14 protein-coding genes, 1 tRNA gene, 1 rRNA gene and 1 pseudogene are annotated in these 15812 nt (G+C 62.0%); 6 read left to right on the top strand and 11 right to left on the bottom strand.

Annotation, left to right across the window (positions count from 1 at the left end):
- The 6 genes from RMO51_RS01270 to RMO51_RS01245 form a co-directional block, all read right to left on the bottom strand.
- A 16S ribosomal RNA gene (locus tag RMO51_RS01270) occupies nt 1-96 on the bottom strand; the annotation flags it as partial.
- A 944-nt stretch (nt 97-1040) separates the two neighbouring features.
- Complete coding sequence (locus tag RMO51_RS01265; protein WP_310391294.1) at nt 1041-2309, bottom strand: adenylosuccinate synthase; 1269 nt, start codon at nt 2307-2309, stop codon at nt 1041-1043.
- A 138-nt stretch (nt 2310-2447) separates the two neighbouring features.
- A complete protein-coding gene (locus RMO51_RS01260; RefSeq protein ID WP_310391292.1) occupies nt 2448-2798 on the bottom strand; it encodes an STAS domain-containing protein in 351 nt (116 codons plus the stop codon).
- Nucleotides 2795-3274 (bottom strand): transcriptional repressor, encoded by a 480-nt coding sequence (locus tag RMO51_RS01255; RefSeq protein ID WP_310391296.1) that lies wholly within the window; start codon nt 3272-3274, stop codon nt 2795-2797. The genes RMO51_RS01260 and RMO51_RS01255 overlap by 4 nt, the downstream gene beginning before the upstream one ends.
- A 193-nt stretch (nt 3275-3467) precedes the next feature.
- Nucleotides 3468-3800, bottom strand: coding sequence for a CHY zinc finger protein (locus RMO51_RS01250; protein WP_310391290.1), 333 nt, complete (start codon nt 3798-3800; stop codon nt 3468-3470).
- Nucleotides 3797-6010, bottom strand: coding sequence for a RelA/SpoT family protein (locus tag RMO51_RS01245; RefSeq protein WP_310391289.1), 2214 nt, complete (start codon nt 6008-6010; stop codon nt 3797-3799). Before RMO51_RS01245 ends, RMO51_RS01250 begins: the two co-directional genes overlap by 4 nt.
- Nucleotides 6011-6288: 278 nt before the next feature.
- On the opposite strand from RMO51_RS01245, the gene RMO51_RS01240 reads away from it, so the two are divergent.
- From RMO51_RS01240 to RMO51_RS01225, 4 genes are all read left to right on the top strand, one after another.
- Nucleotides 6289-6370, top strand: a tRNA-Leu gene (locus RMO51_RS01240).
- A 97-nt stretch (nt 6371-6467) separates the two neighbouring features.
- On the top strand, nt 6468-7796 hold the full coding sequence (tig, locus tag RMO51_RS01235) for a trigger factor (RefSeq protein ID WP_310391287.1): 1329 nt from the start codon (nt 6468-6470) through the stop codon (nt 7794-7796).
- 230 nt (nt 7797-8026) lie between these two features.
- A complete protein-coding gene (locus RMO51_RS01230) occupies nt 8027-8737 on the top strand; it encodes an ATP-dependent Clp protease proteolytic subunit (RefSeq protein WP_310391285.1) in 711 nt (236 codons plus the stop codon).
- A 177-nt stretch (nt 8738-8914) separates the two neighbouring features.
- Nucleotides 8915-9430: a DUF4112 domain-containing protein gene (locus tag RMO51_RS01225; RefSeq protein WP_310391284.1), complete on the top strand. Its 516-nt coding sequence runs from the start codon at nt 8915-8917 to the stop codon at nt 9428-9430.
- A gap of 260 nt (nt 9431-9690) precedes the next feature.
- Here RMO51_RS01225 and RMO51_RS01220 read toward each other — a convergent pair whose 3' ends face one another.
- The 5 genes from RMO51_RS01220 to RMO51_RS01200 all read right to left on the bottom strand — a co-directional run bounded on the left by RMO51_RS01220 (nt 9691) and on the right by RMO51_RS01200 (nt 14398).
- Nucleotides 9691-10242, bottom strand: coding sequence for a GNAT family N-acetyltransferase (locus RMO51_RS01220; RefSeq protein WP_310391282.1), 552 nt, complete (start codon nt 10240-10242; stop codon nt 9691-9693).
- A 63-nt stretch (nt 10243-10305) separates the two neighbouring features.
- Complete coding sequence (locus RMO51_RS01215) at nt 10306-10587, bottom strand: hypothetical protein (RefSeq protein WP_310391279.1); 282 nt, start codon at nt 10585-10587, stop codon at nt 10306-10308.
- Between the two features lie 10 nt (nt 10588-10597).
- A complete protein-coding gene (locus tag RMO51_RS01210; protein ID WP_310391277.1) occupies nt 10598-12256 on the bottom strand; it encodes a hypothetical protein in 1659 nt (552 codons plus the stop codon).
- An 86-nt stretch (nt 12257-12342) separates the two neighbouring features.
- Nucleotides 12343-13407 (bottom strand): OmpA family protein, encoded by a 1065-nt coding sequence (locus RMO51_RS01205; RefSeq protein WP_310391275.1) that lies wholly within the window; start codon nt 13405-13407, stop codon nt 12343-12345.
- Nucleotides 13408-13426: 19 nt separating this feature from the next.
- Nucleotides 13427-14398: a prolyl oligopeptidase family serine peptidase gene (locus RMO51_RS01200; protein ID WP_310391272.1), complete on the bottom strand. Its 972-nt coding sequence runs from the start codon at nt 14396-14398 to the stop codon at nt 13427-13429.
- 22 nt (nt 14399-14420) lie between these two features.
- Here RMO51_RS01200 and istA point away from each other — a divergent pair.
- A pseudogene (istA, locus tag RMO51_RS01195) lies at nt 14421-15542 on the top strand (IS21 family transposase); the annotation flags it as partial.
- A 47-nt stretch (nt 15543-15589) separates the two neighbouring features.
- Nucleotides 15590-15812, top strand: a 223-nt coding sequence (locus tag RMO51_RS01190) for an ATP-binding protein (protein WP_310391270.1), incomplete at its 3' end; no start/stop codon positions are given.

The following is a 15812-nucleotide window of genomic DNA, read 5'->3' as shown; positions in this document are numbered from 1 at the left end:
CCGTGCGCCACTATCGTATTGCTACGACCGTTCGACTTGCATGTATTAGGCCTGCCGCTAGCGTTCATCCTGAGCCAAGATCAAACTCTCCATTGTAAAATTCTTCTACACCCCGGCGTACCGGGGCTGATGTCGAGTGCTGACCTTGCTCACATATTGACGTTATCGTCTAATTCGTTTCGCTTGGTTTGTTTCACTGTGTTTTTCCCGAGGGGAAAGCAGCAAGTGAAACACTTACTATTTTGTTTGTTTCCGTCATTCAAAGAACGTGTGTTACTTCCATTTGAAGTAACAGTGTGGGTTGGTTTTATAACCCAGTGCCAATGTCAGTACAGTGGCCGTTAGATTTGGGAGTGCAAAGGTAACAGCTTTTGTTAACTTGTCGACTTTTAAGCGAAAATTTTTTAGAAATCTTTTCGTTAGTTTTTCAAATATGACTGCTTCCGGTTGAAGCGGGCTGCAAAGGTACGGTGGGTTTTTTTGGCTTTGCAACAGGTTCGAAAGAAAAATTTTCAAGGATTGCTGCTGACCGCAGTGGGGTAGACAAGCTAATCCAGGCTGAAGTTCCGTGCCTTTCAAAAATCCCCTTTAGCTTTCGTTTCGAGGTTTCCCGTAGTCCGTTTGACGTTTTGGGACTGCAAAGGTAGAAGGAGTTTTTGGGGCAGCAAGGGGTCCTGTACGAAATAGCTGGAATGTGGTTGTAAGTAGCTGATTTATGCGGCGAAAAATTTCGTGTGGTGGCTTGGTCTATGCGGTTAGCATACCTGCATTAAGCACTGATTGGCGTAAGCTGGCTTAATGAAGCACCCTGATTTGTGTGTTGCAACAGCAACACGACCATCAGATTGGCTTAAATGAAGCTGATGATGCAAGGTGCGCTTTATTAATGATGAGGACGTTTGAGGTGAATTTCTGCCGGGGAATGACACAGAAAAGCGAGGAGGAAACATTCCCGTCTCAATGACAGGCCCGTTTCTTCCTCGCTTTTCTGCTCTTGAAGCTGCTGTATATAGCTAGGATGGGGTGGTACCTCCCTCCTATTACCTATGAAGGGTGCTCACGCGGTCGGGGCCGACGCTGACAATGCGGATGGGGACTTGCAGCTCGCGTTCAAGGAAATCGAGGTAGACGAGCAGGTTGGGGGGGAGTAGGGCGGCGTCGGTGAGGGTGGTGAGGTCGGTGTGCCAGCCGGGGAGGGTGAGGTATTCGGGGGTGACGGTGGTGAGTTCGCCGGGGTCGGGGAGTTGGGGGGTGGTGGCGCCAGTGGCGGTGCGGTAGTGGGTGCAGACCTGGATTTCGGTGAAGCCGTCGAGCACGTCAGCCTTCATGAGGTGGAGCTCGGTGACGCCGTTGAGCATGATGGCGTAGCGGAGGGCAGGCAGGTCTATCCAGCCAGTGCGGCGGGGGCGGCCGGTGGTGGAGCCAAACTCGCGGCCGGCTTGGCGGATTTGTTCGCCGACTTCGTCGTGCAATTCCGTGGGGAACGGGCCACTGCCAACGCGGGTGCTGTAGGCTTTGATGATACCGTAGACCTTATCTATGTGCTTGGGGGCGATGCCGAGACCGGTGCAGGCGCCGGCGGCGATGGTGCTGGACGAAGTGACGTAGGGGTAGGAGCCGAAGTCGATGTCTAGTAGGGAGCCTTGGGCACCTTCGGCGAGGATGCGCTTGCCCTGGGTGAGGAGGTCGTTGAGGAGGTATTCGGTGTCGGTGAGTTGCAGGGTGCGCAGGAAGGCGACGGCGGAGAAGAAATCTGCTTCGATGGCGTCGATTTCCAGCTCTTTGTGGTGGTGAGCGGCGATGGCGGCGTGCTGGGCGACGGCTTCCTTGTAGCGCTGCTCAAAATCGGGAAGCAGGATGTGGCCTACGCGCAGGCCGACGCGGCCGATTTTGTCGGAATAGGTAGGGCCGATGCCTTTGAGGGTGCTGCCGATTTTGGTGTTGCCGCGGGCTTCTTCGCTGATGCGGTCGAGGGCGCGGTGCGAGGGCAGGATGAGCTGGGCTTTCTTGGAGATGTAGAGGTTTTTGGCCCAATCCACTCCCCTATCGGTGAGTTTTTGGAGCTCCTGGCGGAAGACGATGGGGTCGAGGACGACGCCATTGCCGACAATGTTGAGGATATGGGGGTGAAAAATGCCGCTGGGCACCTGGTGCAGGACGTGCTTGATGCCGTCGAAGGTGAGGGTGTGGCCGGCGTTGGGGCCGCCCTGGAAGCGGGCCACGGCGTCGTAGGTGGGTGCGAGGACGTCTACGATTTTGCCTTTGCCTTCATCGCCCCATTGGAGGCCTACTAATACGTCTACGGGCATGGTGATTGGGTTTCGCCCTCCGCGTGGCACCTCACCCCCCAGCCCCCTCTCCCGTGGAGAGGGGGAGCTTGGCGAGTTTGGGGTTGTGCGGAGGGTATTTTACTAGTAATAAAATGAATTGAGCAAAAAAACGGCCGCCTAGAGGGCGGCCGGGGTGAGTTGTTGGCGGGCACCGGCCTCGTCGGGGGCTACGGCGAAGATGTTATTGAGCTTGGTGAGGGCCAGCATTTTCTTGGGGTGGTCGGCGGGGTTGATGAGGACCATTTCGCCGCCGCGGCTGCGGAACTTGGTAAGGAGCGAAACGAGGACGCCGATGCCGGTGCTGTTGATGTAGCGGACTTCGGAGAGGTCGATGGCGCAGTGAGGGACGGCCTCGCCGAGGTGGTCGTTGACGGATTCGAGCAGTTGGTCGGTGTCGGGGCTGCCGATGAGGTCGCCGGTGAGGCGGACGAAGAGGATGCCGTTCTGGACGGAGCTGGTGGAGGTCATGCGGGAGTGGCGGTGTTCCGGGCGGCCGCTTGGGCGCGGCAGTCGCCGCAGATGCCGTAAAGATTTAAAGAATGGTGCAAGATATGGAAGTTCAACAGGTCGCCGACCATGGTTTGGATGCCGTGGATGCGGGGGTCGCAGAATTCCACCACTTTATGGCATTCGGTGCAGATGACGTGGTCGTGCTGGCGGTAGCCGTAGCTCTTCTCGTACTGGGCGAGGTTGCGCCCGAACTGGTGCTTGCTGACGAGGCCCTGCTCTACTAGTAGGTCTAGCGTGTTGTACACCGTGGCGCGGCTCACTTGCAGCCCCTGCTCCTTCATGCCGGCGTAGAGCTCGTCCACGTCGAAGTGACCGGAGCGGGCGTAGATTTCTTCGAGAATGGCGTACCGCTCGCCGGTTTTGCGCAGGCCTTTGTTTTCGAGGTGGGCGGTGAAGAGCTTCTTAACTTCTTCAAGCTTGTCGGTATTCAGGATGGCTTGGGAGGCGGCACTGGGGGTGTGCTTGGCCGCGTAGCCGGTTTCGGAGGAGCCGCCTACTGCCTGCCCGGCCTCGGCGGCGGGTGGCGGGGGAATGGACGGGGTTATTCGAGTTGTGTTCACGGTACTAATAGGTATTGAGGGAAGTAGAAGCCCGAGCCAAGTAAGCGGCGCGGGCGGCTTTAGGTTCTTAGCGCTCGAAGTAAAGGTGATAATGATTGGCGCAGCCGGGGTTGAAGGCAGTCTGGCAGCTTGAACAGGTGTTGTCACAGCTTAAGTAGCTGGTGATACTGAGGGTGCTTTGGCAGTTGCCGCAGAGAATGGCTTCGGTATTGAATTCGGAGCTAGGCCACACTGCGGGCGCGTGGTCGGCGGCTTCCTCGTGGCACTGGATGCAGGCGTAGAACTCGTCGCAGCACTTGAATTTGATGGCAATGATGTCGCGCTCGGAGTGGTAGTGGGCGCATTGGGTGCGCTCGTTCACGTCGGTGCCGTGGCAGGTGATGGTAGCAATACTGCTCATTTGGCTGAATCGAACCGCTCCACTTGCAGCACGCCGTTTACGCGGCTGAGGCGGTGGATGAGCTTGTTAAGGTGGTCGGTGTCGTTGACAAACACCATGATTTGGCCTTCGAAGATGCCGTCATTGCTGTCCACGGTGATGGCGCGCATGTTCACCTTAAGGCTGGTGCTGATGATGCGCGTCACGTCGTTGACGAGGCCCACGCGGTCGGTGCCCTTGATGCGGATGCCGGCCAGAAAGGCCAGTTCGAGCTGCTCCGTCCACTTGGCGCGCACGATGCGGTTGCCGTAGTTCGACATCAAATCCACGGCGCGGGGACAGCTGGTGCGGTGGATGATGATGCCGGTGTCGGTTTCGAAGCCGAACACGTCGTCGCCGGGGATGGGGTTGCAGCAGCGGGCGATGCTGTAGTTAAACTTGTCGGTGTGCTCGCCCACCACGAGCATGTCGGGCCGCACGCCACGGATTTTCTGCACCTCGTGGTCGAAGGTTTTGGGTTCGAGCACGGACGGCACGCTCGAAACGGGCTTGTCGGCGTGGAACAGCGACTCGCGGATGGTGCGGCCGTCGATTTGGCCGACGGCGAGGCGGTAATAGAATTCCTGCGCCGTGGGCACGTTGAAGTAGGCCAGCAGGCGGTTGAAGTTCTCCTGCGTAAAGGGCACGCTGATGAGCTCCAGGCGCTTTTCGAGCAAGAAGCGGCCGTCCTCGGCCTTGGCGCGCTTGTCATCGCGGAGGAAATCCTTGATTTTGGAGCGGGCCTTGGTCGTGATGACGTAATTGAGCCACTCGGCCGTGGGGCGCTGCTTGTGCGAAGTCAGAATCTCCACTTGGTCGCCGTTGTGCAGCTCGTAGCTGAGCGGCTCCAGCTTTTGGTTCACCTTGGCGCCGAGGCAGTGCAGGCCGATTTGCGAATGAATGTCGAAGGCAAAGTCCAGCGCCGTGGCCTTGTCCGGCAGAATCACCAGCTTGCCCTTGGGCGTGAAGGCGTACACTTCCTTCACGAACAGGTTCTGGCGGAACTCGTCCATGAATTCCAGCGCGCTGGAATTGTTGGATTCCAGCATCTCGCGCACCTTGTTCACCCAACCTTCCAGGGAGCTTTCGGGCTGGATGCTGCCGGTATCCTTGTATTTCCAGTGCGCGGCGTAGCCTTTCTCGGCGATGTCGTCCATGCGGCGGGAGCGGATTTGCACCTCCACCCACTGGCCGGCGCGCGACATCACCGTAGTGTGCAGACTCTCGTAGCCGTTGGCCTTGGGCGTGGATACCCAGTCGCGCAGGCGGTCGGGGTTAGGCTGGTAGAAGTCCGTCACGATGCTGTAGACCTGCCAGCAAGCGGCTTTTTCCTGCTCCGGCGGCACGTCCATAATCACCCGGATGGCGAACAGGTCATACACCTCATCAAAGGTGATGTTCTGTTTCTTTATCTTCTTGAGAATGGAATAGATGCTCTTGGGTCGGCCCTTTATCTCAAATTCGAAGCCCTGGGCCTTCAACTCGTCCTCAATCGGCTGCACAAACTCCTTGATAAAGCGGTTGCGCGCGCTCTGGCTCTGCCGGACCTTGGCCTTGAGGTCGGTGTAGGTTTCGGTGTCGGTGAATTTGAGGTACAAATCCTCCAACTCACTCTTTATAGTGTAGAGCCCCAGCCGGTGGGCCAGCGGCGCGTACAGATACAGCGTCTCCGAAGCAATTTTCAGCTGTTTGTGCCGCGGCATCGAGTCCAGCGTCCGCATGTTGTGCAGGCGGTCGGCAATCTTGATGAGAATGACGCGCACGTCTTCGCTCAGCGTGAGCAGCATCTTGCGGAAGTTCTCGGCCTGCTCGCTGGTGCCGTACTCGAAGACCCCAGAGATTTTCGTGAGCCCGTCGATGATGCGGGCCACCTTGCTGCCGAACTCGCGCTCGATGTCCGAAATTTCGGTGGGCGTGTCCTCCACCACATCGTGCAGCAGGGCCGCCACGATGCTCGTGGTGCCGAGCCCGATTTCCTCCACCGCAATCTGGGCCACGGCCAGCGGGTGCAGAATGTAGGGCTCGCCCGACTTGCGGCGCATCTCCTTGTGCGCCTCCAGGCTTTGGTTGAACGCCTTCTTGATGAGCTTGGGGTCGCCGTCCTTTAAATACGGCTTGGCCGTGCGCAGCAGGCGGCGGTAATGGCGCAGGATTTCCTGGCGCTCGGCTTCGGGGGAAATAACGGGGGGCATAATGAGTAAAGTAACAAAGCGTGGGGAGAAAAGGTGGCCGTCGACACCAGGCAGCAGCATATCGAAAGGACGGCCTGCTGAAGAACGTCACGTCGAGCTTGCCGAGGCATCTCGCTCGCGCCGTGGAACGACCGAATTGCTTCCCCACGCGAGATGCCTCGGCAAGCTCGGCAGGACCGTTTGTTACGGGCCGTGTAATCCTATTCTGACTCCCCTTTGCACGCAAGGCCGCTGGCGAGTACCTTTGCGGGCCCGTAACAAACGGTTAGGGCAATGCCGCGGATATGGCGAAATTGGTAGACGTGCCAGACTTAGGATCTGGTGCCGCAAGGCGTGTGGGTTCGAGTCCCTCTATCCGCACTTTACATTTTGTTTGGGCCCTCAGCTTTGCGGTTGGGGGTTTCTTTTTAACCTCAACCCCGCCGCGCAAGCCCCCGCTTGGGCGCTTTTCCTTCGCATGAACATTACGCTGGACCGCAACGACGAGCAGCTCACCGGGCTGCTGACCGTACAACTCACCGAAGCCGACTACGCTCCCACCGTCGACAAGCAGATTAAGGAGTACACCAAACGCGCCCAGGTGAAGGGCTTCCGGCCCGGCATGGTGCCGGTGGGCATGGTGAAGAAAATGTACGGCAAGGGCATTCTGGGCGAGGAAATCAACAAGATGCTGGGCAAGGCCGTGGACTCCTACATTAAGGAGAACAACATCAAGCTGCTCGGCGAGCCGCTGCCCGTGCCGAGCAACGTGAACTTCGACACCGACAAGGACTTCGATTTTCAGTTCGAGCTGGGCCTGCTGCCCGACTTCCTCCTGCCCGCCGACGGGGCCCTGCAGGTGGAGCGCCACCGGGTGACCATCGACGCGGAAACCCTGGCCCAAACCAACGAGCAGATTGCCCGCCAGTACGGCACAACCACCAACCCCGACGAGTCGGAAGCCGGCGACTACCTCTTCGGCAAGCTGAAGAAGGCTGGTGAGGAAAGCGAAGGCCGCACGGTGCTGCTGCCGATTAATAAGGTGACCGGCGACGTGGCGCAGTTCGTCGGCAAGAAGGGCGGCGACGTGGTGACATTTGATTTGCAGGCGGCTTTCAGCAACGACGCGGCTTCAATTTCCAACTTCTCGGGCCTGAGCAAGGAAGAAGCGGCGGCGGCCACCGGCGACTACGAGCTGCACGTGGAGAAAGTGAACCGCACGGCCGCGCCCGAATTCAACCAGGAGCTGTTCGACAAGGTGTTCGGCCCGGAGGCGGTTTCGAGCCAGGAGGAGTTTGACGCCAAGGTGCGCGAAACCATCCAGGCCAACTACGACCGCGAGAGCGACGGCGCGCTCAACAACGGCATCGTGGAGCAGCTGGTGAGCACCGTGGACATCAAGGTGCCCACGGCGTTTTTTAAGAAGTGGCTGGTGCGCGCCAACGAAGGCAAGCTGACGCCCGAGAAAGTAGAGGAGCACTACGCCGACTACGAGAAGGAGCTGAAGTGGAGCATGATTCGCAACAAGGTGGTGGAAGACGCCGGCCTGAAGGTGAGCAACGAGGAAATCGTGAACCGCACGCTCGACAAAATCATGGGCCAGTTCAACATGCCGAACATGCCCGACGAGATGCGCGAGTCGATGCGCAGCTACGCCGACAGCTTCCTCAAGCAGGAGAACGGCAAAAACTACGTGAGCGAGTACGAGGCCATTCTGGCAGAGAAGGTGTTGGAAAACCTGCGCGGCAAAGTTGTTGTTACCGACAAGCCCGTAACGGCCGAAGAATTTAGGACCCTGCACAGCTAATTGCTCGGCAGCCCGATTTTTGGAAAAGCCCTTACGGAAACGTAGGGGCTTTTTTGTTGTGGGGCTTGCCTGGGCGGCGTAGAGACGCATATTTGCGTCTCGTCGTTGAACGAAGCAGCCGGGTTGTTCAACGACGAGACGCAAGGATGCGCCTCTACAACATTCCTTACCGTTTCGCGTCTTTTCAATCTCACCCGCGCCGGCTTCGGCGGGCGCTCCATTTTCTTCAAATGCTCAATAAACAAGAGTTTCGCAAGTTTGCCGTTAAGCACCAGGGCCTCAGCGGGCTGGGCGTGGACCAATACATCCAGCACGTGGAAGGCCAGACCCGCGGCGGCCTCATCCTGCCCACGAACATGACGCGCTCGGTCATCGAGGAGCGGCCGCAGAACTTCCGGGAAATCGACGTGTTTTCGCGCCTCATCATGGACCGCATCGTGTTCCTGGGCACGGCCGTGGACGACTACATCGCCAACATCCTGACGGCGCAAATGCTGTTCCTGGAGTCGGCCGATGCCAAGAAGGACATCCTGCTCTACATCAACTCGCCCGGCGGCTCGGTGTACGCTGGCCTCGGTATCTACGACACCATGCAATACGTGAACCCCGACGTGGCCACGATTTGCACCGGCCTGGCCGCTTCGATGGGCGCCGTGCTGCTGGCGGGCGGTGCGGCCAACAAGCGCTCGGCGCTGCCCCACGCCCGCGTTATGATTCACCAGCCCTCGGGCGGGGCGCAGGGCCAGTCGTCGGACATTGAAATCACGGCCCGCGAAATCCTCAAGCTGAAAAAGGAGCTGTATGACATTCTGGCGCAGCACACCGGCAAAACCTACCAGGAAATCCACGACAACTCGGACCGCGACTACTGGATGCGCGCCGACGAGGCCAAGGAATACGGCCTGATTGACGAGGTGCTGGAAAAGAAGAAAGCCGCGTAAGTTTCTGCTTTGGTTGCGAAGAAGCCCCTGCTATAAAAGCGGGGGCTTTTTTTGTGAATTGAAGCGTGCCCGGCGGGCACACGTCGCCGACGCGCGCCCGCCGGGCTTGGCACAGAGCCGAGCTGATATCCGGCCGGAACCGAGGGCCGTATAATCGGCCTCCTTCCTCCGCTTCCCATGCCCCTCCCCAACTCCCCGTCCCTGCCCGCCACCCTCGACACCGACGCGCGGCTGCGCTCGGTGGCGCGCATTGCCCGCCTCATGGACAGCCAGTTCCGGCTGCCCGGCACCCGGTTCCGCTTCGGCCTCGACCCGCTGCTGGGCCTGCTGCCCGTGGTGGGCGACCTGTCGACGCTGGCCGTGTCGGGGGCGCTGCTGCTCACCATGCTGCGGCACGGCGCCAGCGGCGCGGTAGTGGTGCGCATGGCCTTCAACATTCTGCTCGACACCCTCATTGGGGCCATCCCAATTATTGGCAACGTGTTCGACTTCGCCTACAAAAGCAACGAGCGCAACGTGGCCCTGCTGCGCCGCCACTACGCCGAGGGCCGGCACTCGGGCAGCGGCAAGGGGCTGGTGGCGCTGTTGCTGCTGGCCTTCGTGGCCATTTCTGCCCTCGTGGGCTGGGGCAGCGTGCTGGTGCTGCGCTGGGCGTGGCAGTATTTTGAGGCCCACCCGCTGCTGAGTAACTGACGCGGCAGGCGGACGGCGGACGGCATTTGGCAGCAGTTGTGGCTTCGCAACCCCGGCCCAACGCCGTCGGCCGGGGCGGCGGCTTCGGCGCGTAAGCCGGCCGGGCGGGCTTGCAGCAGCCGCACGTGAGCCTGCCCGCTGCGGACCAGCAGCTTCTGTTCGGCGTAGTTCAGCTTTTGAGTTCGTATTTTTTCAGTCCCCCTCAGTAGGGAACAACTTTATTGGCACTTATTTTTGGGTCCCCCCTGGCGGTAGGGTCGCTAGCGGGGCGGGGCGTAGGCGGCGCGCAGCAGGCCGTACACCCACAGGTCGTGCCACTGGCCGTTTTTGAGGATATGGGCGGCCAGCTCGCCTTCCTTTACCAAGCCGTTTTTGGTCATCACCTTGCCCGAAGCGGGGTTGATGGCATAGTGCGAGGACGTGATTTTGTGCAGCGCCAGTGTTTCGAACCCGAACCGCAGCAGGGCCCCCAGGGCCTCGGTGCCGTAGCCGCGGTTCCAGTAGGGCTGGCCCAGCCAGTAGCCGGCCTCGGCCCGGCGGTGGGGCGCGGTCAGGCTCAGGCCGATGCCGCCGATGAACTCGCCGGACTCCTGCCGCTCGATGCCGAAGATGTAGGCGTCCTGGCGGGCGAAGCCCTGCCGGGCCAGGCCGAGCCAGTGCCGGGCATCGGCTTTGGCGTAAGGGTGCGGAATGTTGAGGGTGGTGGCCGCGACGGCTTCCGCCCCGGCCAGCGCCACGATGCGGCCCAGGTCGGCCTCGGTTAGCTGTCGCAGCAGCAGACACTCAGTTTCGAGGTGCGGGAAAGGAGACATGGCCGGCAGTGCGGGGAGGAGTTGCCAAAAATAGGCGGGCGGCCAGCACTCGACGGCCCCCGCTCAGTGCCCGGCCGTCGCCACCGGGGCGGGGCGGGACGCCAGTGCCTGAAACCCAATGCCGCGGCTCTCGGGCAGGCCAAAAGCGGTGGGCGTAGGGTAGCGGCCGCGGTTTTGAGGCTCTTTAGGCTGCTCGACCGGGATGCGGTGTTGTTCGGCGTACTGGTCGCGGCGGATGCCCGTGACCTGCCAGCTCACTTCGGCCCCCGGCTGGCCGGCGATGCGAAACTGGTTGCCGACAACATTTGGCCTAACGTAAACTAGTAAAGCCGCGCCGAAGGGCATAGGCTGCCTTTTAAAGCTCGGGGTCGTAGATAACGAAATTAAAAACGGACCTGTCGGCAGTGAACCGGGCATAGGTATTCAGTACGCTAAATTGGTAAATGCCAATTTCACAAACCTCGTTTTGCCAGTTGGCGTAATGCACGGTAGGCCTGGAATTACCGGTTGGCCCTACTAACACGATAAGGCGGCGGGCAGTAGTGCTGGTATATCCATTAACTTGCAAGAAGTACCGTTCGTCGAAGCTGGCACTTCCTGGAAAGTAGCTTACCGTCACGTTCCCAGTCGAATTAACCAGGGTACCGTCGCTGGCCACCCGGCCGTATGCTACGGGCAGCATGTTAGCCGGGCCGGTGTTGTTGGTGGTTACCTTGCCGGTCAGTCGTAGGGCCGGCCCAGTGCCATTCTGCACGATTTCCACCGCTGCTACGGTGTTGCTGGCGTTGCTTTGGTTGAAATATCCCGCCCGGCCCGTGCCGCTGGCTTGCCCTGTTACGCCCGTAGCCCCGCCGCTGGCATTGCCAATGACGCCGTTGCCGTTGTTGCCGCTGGCCACCCCCACTACCCCGAAGCCGCTGCTGCCCGTGGCCTCGCCGCGCACGCCGGTGCCGCTGGTGGTGGTACCCAGCACGCCGGTGCCGCTGCTGTTGGTGCTGGTGCCCTCCACGCCGGCCACACCGCCGGTATTGCCAGCGGCTGTTTGGCCAAATACGCCGCTGCTGCTGGTGCTACTGCCTAGTACCCCCGTGCCGCTGCCCACGCCCACGCCCTGCACGCCGGCCACGTTGCTGAACGTGGCGTTGGTTACGGTACCATAGACCCCCGAGCTGCTCGTGCTCACGCCGTACACCCCGTTGTTGCCGCTGCCCTGCCCATAAACGCCCACGCCGCTGCTGCCCGCGGCAATGCCCCGCACGGCGTAGCCCGTAGTCGTCAGGCCCAACACCCCCACGGCCTGCGAGCCGTTGCCCTCGCCCACCACCCCGGCCACGTTGGTCAGCGTGCCCAGGGCTTGGCTCGTCGTGCCGTAGATACCGCTGCCGGCCCCCGTGTTGCTCACGGCAAACGCGTTGCCACCGCTGCTGGTCAGACCCGTGTACGGCAGCGAGAAGCTACCGCCGCCGGTAGCGGCAGTGGTCTGCTTGGTGCCGTCGGCAAAAACGAGGCCGCTGCCGGTGCTCCGCGCCGGGTTCACGATTTTCACGTCGCCGGCGACCTCCAGCTGCTCGGTGGGCGCCGCCAGCCCAATCCCAACCCGGCCGGCGCCGTCCACCCGCAGGCCCACGGTGCCGGGCATGGCGGCGGTGCCGCCCACCAGCAACTGGCCGGCCAAGTTCAGGCTCTGGGTGGCGGTATGGTTACCCAAGTTGTCGGCCGGGGCGCCCCCACCGCCGGCCGGGTTGAGGTACACCCAGGCCGCGGTACGCCCGCTGCCGCCGAAGTAGTAAAAGCCCTCGGCCCCATCGGTCTGGTACACCATCAGGCCCTGGGGCGGGCTGCCGATGGCCAGGCGCTGGGCTTCGCTGAGGCGCGGAATGAGCAGGCCCTTGTCCGTGGCGCGAACGTCGAGGGCGGCTTTGGCGTCGGGCGTGGTGGTGCCCACGCCCACCTGGGCAAAGGCGACGGCGGGCAGCAGGGCCAGCAAGGCGGCAACTGGTAGCAGGTATTTCATAAAAGTCATGTTGGCTGTTTTTTGGTATTGGCTGTTTTCTGGAAGTTTCGCCACGCGCGGCTCGGCACATTTCAGAGAGGTTTTCGTCACATTTTGACCAGCTCCACGCGACGGTTTTTAGCCTTACCGGCTTCGGAGTCGTTGTTGGTCAGGGGTTTGGTTTGGCCGAAGCCGGCGGCTTGCAGGCGCGCGGGCGCAATGCCCTGGGCCGTGAGGGTGGCCATTACGGTGCGGGCGCGGGCTTCGGACAGCTCCTGGTTGTGCGCGGGCGGGCCGGCGTTGTCGGTGTGGCCCTGCACGGCCAGCTTGAGGTCAGGGTTCTGGGCCAGCAGGCTGATGATTTGGGCGATGGTGGCCTGGGCGTCGGGCTTGAGCGTGGCCTGGTCGGTGTCGAAGTTGAGGTAGAGGGCCACGTGGCCGGTGGCGTCGAGAGCCTTTTTCATTTCGGCGGCGGGCAGCACGGTGGCTTCCATGGGCAGGACCTTGCGCTCCATCACCGTCAGCCAGTAGTTTTCGGGGTCGCTGGAGTAGGTTTTGTACACCTCCACCCACACTTCTTTGTCGGGGGTACGCAGCAGGTACACGCCCTGCTTTTCGTCCATGTCCAGGCCGTAGCGGCCGCGGTGGCGGCCCTCTTCGTACTTGAGCTTGAGTTCTTTCATCTTTTGAGAGGCGCCCTCGAACACGGTCACGCCGCCCAGGTCGCGCACCAGCTTTTCGTAGGTTTTCTGGGCCTGGAAGAACGAGGCCGTCTTGCCCAGGGCACTGACCGTGCGCAAGCGGCCCTCCACTGGAATCAGCTTCGCGCCGTCGAAAAACTCGTAGCGGTCGAAGTTGGCGTCCTTGTTGAACTCGCGGGCCGAGTTGCCGGGGGCCGTTTTCTCGTCCATTTTCACGTAGCCGTCCAGCAGGCTGAAATAGGGAAACGCCCCCAGCTGGGGCGTGACAACGGGCACCGCGGCCAGATCGAAGCCGGCCGAAGCGGCAGCAGCCGGCGTCGGGGCAACGGGCGGCGACAATGCCGCAACCGGCGCCCGCGCCGCTGCCGGGGGTACGGCCACCGTTTCCGCCGGCTGTTTATCGGCCGAACAGGCCGTAGCAATCAGGAGCGCGCCCAACAGGGCCGCCCGGGAAGAAGCAGGAAAGTTCATGACGAAGGTGTTTAGGCCTTTATTTCACCGCCACCGGGCTGGGCTGAAAAGCCGGGTGCCCGGCCTGCCACAGGGCGAAGGCGTACATGTTGGCGAAGTTGCGGAAGGTCACTTTTTTGTCTTCGGTGAAGTGGCCGTTGTCGTAGTTCACTTGCATAAGCACGGGTTTGCCGGAGGTGCTGGCGCTTTGCAGCGCCGCGGCCAGCTTGCCGGGCTGCCACACTACCACCCGCGGGTCGTTCATGCCGCCCACGCAGAGCACGGCGGGGTACTTGGTGCCCGGCTTCACGTGCTGGAGGGCGTCCATCTCATACAGTGCCATGCACTGCGCCGAGTCCTTCACGGTGCCAAACTCAGGGGCGTTGACGGGGCCGTTGGGCGAGTTTTCCATGCGCAGCGCGTTGGAGCAGCTCACGTTGCTGATGGCGGCGGCAAACAAGTCGGGCCGCTCCGTGATGGCCCGGCCGATGAGGATGCCGCCCGCGCTGGTGCCCTCGCCGATGAGGTGCTGGGGGCTGGTGTAGTTGTTTTTCACCAGGTAGTCGCCGCAGGCAATGAAGTCCTTCCAGGTGTTGGGCTTGGTGGTTTGGTAGCCGGCGCGGTACCACTTCTGGCCCTTCTCGGAGCCGCCGCGCGGGTGGGTTTCGGCCAGCACGACGCCCTGGTTGAGCAGAGCCAGGTTGCGCCGGCTGAAGTAGGGCGTAGCCGAGATGCCGTAGGTCCCGTAGCCGGTCATGAAGCACACGGCGTTGCCGTCCTTTTTGAGACCCTTCTTGTAGATGAGCGAGAGCGGCACCATCACCCCGTCGTGGCTGGGCACCTCCAGCTCTTCCACCACCAGGTCGGCCACGCCGGGGTAAGCGGGCTGCACGTCGAACACGCTCACCACCAGCTTACGGGCGGCCGGGTCGTAGTCGTAGGCCGTGCCGGGGTTGTTCCAGGACGTGAGGTAGGTCAGCACTTCGTTGCTGTGGGCGCTGCGCGATCGCACGCCGGCGGAAGCACGGGTGGTCATCACGACCGCGCCGGGCGAGGAAGGCCAGGTCGACTACGGCGAAGGCCCGCTGGTGCGTCACGCCCAGACCGGCAAGTACCGCCGCACGCGCCTGTTCGCCTTGACGCTGGGCTTCAGCCGCAAGTCGGTGTGGCTCTTGGCCTGGAAGTCGAGCTCGCGCGTGTGGTGCGAGCTGCACGCGGAGGCCTTCCGCCGCCTGGGCGGCGTGCCTGGCTCGATCGTGCTCGACAACCTCAAGGAAGGCGTGATCAAGCCGGACGTGTACGACCCGGAGCTCAATCCGCTGTACCGGGACTTCCTCGCACACCACGGCGTGGTCGCGCTGCCCGCGCGCGTCGGTCACCCCGACCGCAAGGGCAAGGTCGAATCGGCGGTGGGCCACGCCCAGAAGACTCCACTCAAAGGGCAGCGCTTCGACAGCATCGAGCAGGCCCAGGCGTATCTGGACCGCTGGGAGGAGCGCTGGGCCGACACGCGCATCCACGGCACCACCAAGCGCCAGGTCGCGGTGATGTTTGCCGAGGAGAAGCCGGCGCTGCGCGAGCTGCCCCTCGAGCCCTTTCGCTACTACCGCTTCGGCGAGCGCACGGTGCACCTCGACGGCTGTGTCGAGGTCGAGGCTGCCTACTATGGCGCGCCGCCGGGATGGATCGGCCAGCGGGTGCAGGTGCAATGGGACGAGCTGCACGTGCGGCTGCTCGCCCCCAAGACGGGCCAGCTGCTGCGCGAACATCTGCGCCAGCGCCGCGGCTTCCATCGCATCCGGGACGAGGACCGCCCCGCGCGCACGCCGCGGGGCACCGAGGCGCTACTGCAGCGCGCCCGAACCGCAGGGAAACACATCGGCGCCCTGTGCGAGCACATCCACCGCGATGAAGGTGATCTGGGAGTGCGCCGCATCCTGGGCGTGCTCTCCCTCGCCAGGAAACACGGCCCCGCGGCTGTCGATGAGGCCGCCAAGGAGGCCCTGGAACTGGGCCTGCCCAACTACCGCTTCCTGCGCCGTTACCTCGAGCGGCGCCCGTCAGTGCCGCTGAGCCTGCGTCAGGTGGACCCGCTCATCCGACAGCTCTGCCTCTACCGCGATCTCATCGATCGCAAGACAGGAGACCCGACATGAATACGGTCGAACTCGATCACGCACTCCGCAAACTCCGCCTCTCGGGCATGGCCGACGTCCTCGAGACACGACTGCGCCAGGCGCAGACCGAGAAGATGGTCCCACTGGACCTCGTCTCGGCTCTCGTCTCCGACGAGCTGCTGCGTCGGCAGGACCGGCTCTTCGAGCGCCGCACCAAGCAAGCTCACTTCCGTGATCCCGAGCGCTCCCTGAGCAGCTTCGACTTCGATTTCAACAAGAAGATGAACCGCGCCCTCGTCTACGATCTCG

Source organism: Hymenobacter sp., from assembly GCF_031398885.1.
Taxonomy (GTDB): domain Bacteria; phylum Bacteroidota; class Bacteroidia; order Cytophagales; family Hymenobacteraceae; genus Hymenobacter.
This window is presented reverse-complemented; position numbering and strand designations above follow the sequence as displayed.

Coding starts and splice junctions, on each gene's coding strand:
- tig (WP_310391287.1), top strand. CDS start 6,468: ATGAACATTACGCTGGACCGCAACGACGAGCAGCTCACCGGGCTGCTG.
- RMO51_RS01250 (WP_310391290.1), bottom strand. CDS start 3,800: ATGAGCAGTATTGCTACCATCACCTGCCACGGCACCGACGTGAACGAG.
- RMO51_RS01225 (WP_310391284.1), top strand. CDS start 8,915: ATGCCCCTCCCCAACTCCCCGTCCCTGCCCGCCACCCTCGACACCGAC.
- RMO51_RS01260 (WP_310391292.1), bottom strand. CDS start 2,798: ATGACCTCCACCAGCTCCGTCCAGAACGGCATCCTCTTCGTCCGCCTC.
- RMO51_RS01265 (WP_310391294.1), bottom strand. CDS start 2,309: ATGCCCGTAGACGTATTAGTAGGCCTCCAATGGGGCGATGAAGGCAAA.
- RMO51_RS01245 (WP_310391289.1), bottom strand. CDS start 6,010: ATGCCCCCCGTTATTTCCCCCGAAGCCGAGCGCCAGGAAATCCTGCGC.
- RMO51_RS01205 (WP_310391275.1), bottom strand. CDS start 13,407: ATGAACTTTCCTGCTTCTTCCCGGGCGGCCCTGTTGGGCGCGCTCCTG.
- RMO51_RS01220 (WP_310391282.1), bottom strand. CDS start 10,242: ATGTCTCCTTTCCCGCACCTCGAAACTGAGTGTCTGCTGCTGCGACAG.
- RMO51_RS01230 (WP_310391285.1), top strand. CDS start 8,027: ATGCTCAATAAACAAGAGTTTCGCAAGTTTGCCGTTAAGCACCAGGGC.
- RMO51_RS01210 (WP_310391277.1), bottom strand. CDS start 12,256: ATGAAATACCTGCTACCAGTTGCCGCCTTGCTGGCCCTGCTGCCCGCC.
- RMO51_RS01215 (WP_310391279.1), bottom strand. CDS start 10,587: ATGCCCTTCGGCGCGGCTTTACTAGTTTACGTTAGGCCAAATGTTGTC.